At 38.3% G+C, this 1,368-nt stretch carries 1 protein-coding gene; it reads left to right on the top strand.

What is annotated here, in order from left to right:
- The first annotated feature begins 230 nt into the window (after positions 1-230).
- Positions 231-1,268, top strand: a complete 1,038-nt coding sequence (locus tag HWV58_RS24225) for an IS110 family RNA-guided transposase (RefSeq protein ID WP_175636577.1) — start codon at positions 231-233, stop codon at positions 1,266-1,268.
- Positions 1,269-1,368 lie beyond the last annotated feature (100 nt).

Raw genomic sequence — 1,368 nt, 5'->3', positions numbered from 1 at the left:
AAATTTAAAAATAATAAATTTAACATATTTAAGTGAAAAAGAGTGAGAGTTGATTTGTGCCCAAACAACTTCTTATAGTATGTTCTCACGGAGATATTGCCTCACTCTTTTTTGCCTTTTAGAATCTGAACAGAATGTAAGGCGTATTTATTTTGAAGTATAGCCAGGATATCCAACCAGGAGAAAAGATGAAGGAGGGCAATTCACTTTTACTAATTAAATAAAGAATTATGTCATCTATTGTAAAACAGGTTGTAGGTATTGATGTGGCGCAAAAGGAACTGGTAGTGTCACTTGGGAGAATGAGCCATGACACAGGTGTTGAGATATACGCCTATAAAATATTTTCAAATACTTCAAACGGTTTTAGCAGCCTTAGCTCCTGGGTGGATAAAAAGACTGTAAAAAATGTTGATGTTCGGTACGTGATGGAAGCCACCGGTGTTTATCATGAACATTTGGCTTATTATCTTTCAGATCAGGACAAGCGCCTGAGTATTGTCCTTCCAAACAAGATCAGCAATTACTTTAAAACACTTGATGTAAGGACTATTACTGACAAGACCGCTTCACAGGCGATATGCCAGTTTGGACTAGAGCGGAAGCTTGAAGACTGGCAGCCACCCAAAAAGATATTCAGAAAGCTTAAACAGCTTACCCGTGAAAGAGACCAGCTAATTACGGATAGAACGGTTTTGAAAAACCAGCTTCATGCCGAGCTGGTGGAGCGATTCCCTAACCAGAGCAGTATAAAAAGGATATCAAAACGTATCCAGCTAATCAATAAACAGGAACTGGAAATCAGAAACGAACTGTCTAAAACATTAAAAGAAGATTCAGAGCTTGTTCGCAAAGTAGATCATATCACATCAATCCCTGGCGTGGGTAAGCTAACAGCTTTGATTACCCTTGCTGAAACCAATGGGTTTGAACTGATAAAAAACAAAAAACAGCTGGTAGGCTATAGTGGACTTGATGTAAGGGTCAAAGACTCGGGAACCTCTGTAAAAGGGAAACCGAAAATATCCAAAAGAGGGAACAGACATTTAAGGAAGGCAATGCATATGCCAGCCCTAACAGCAATAAGGCATAACCAGCAACATAAAGCTGTGTTTGTACGTCTTGTGTCCAAACACGGCATAAAAATGAAAGCAGTAGTAGCGGTTCAAAGAAAAATACTCGGACTTATATATACCATATATAAAACCGACAAGTGCTTTGATGCTAACTATAGTAAGATTGAGGTGGAAAACGAAGTAAATTGTTAGAGCAGCCATTAAAAATGAACTGCCCTAATGAAGCTAGCTTAGAGCTGCCTTGGACTACAAAATTAAAAATTAATTTGGATATCAACACAGAATCTCCGTG

This window comes from Pedobacter ghigonis (genome assembly GCF_903166585.1).
Classification (GTDB): domain Bacteria; phylum Bacteroidota; class Bacteroidia; order Sphingobacteriales; family Sphingobacteriaceae; genus Pedobacter; species Pedobacter ghigonis.
This window is presented reverse-complemented; position numbering and strand designations above follow the sequence as displayed.

Coding starts and splice junctions, on each gene's coding strand:
- HWV58_RS24225 (WP_175636577.1), top strand. CDS start 231: ATGTCATCTATTGTAAAACAGGTTGTAGGTATTGATGTGGCGCAAAAG.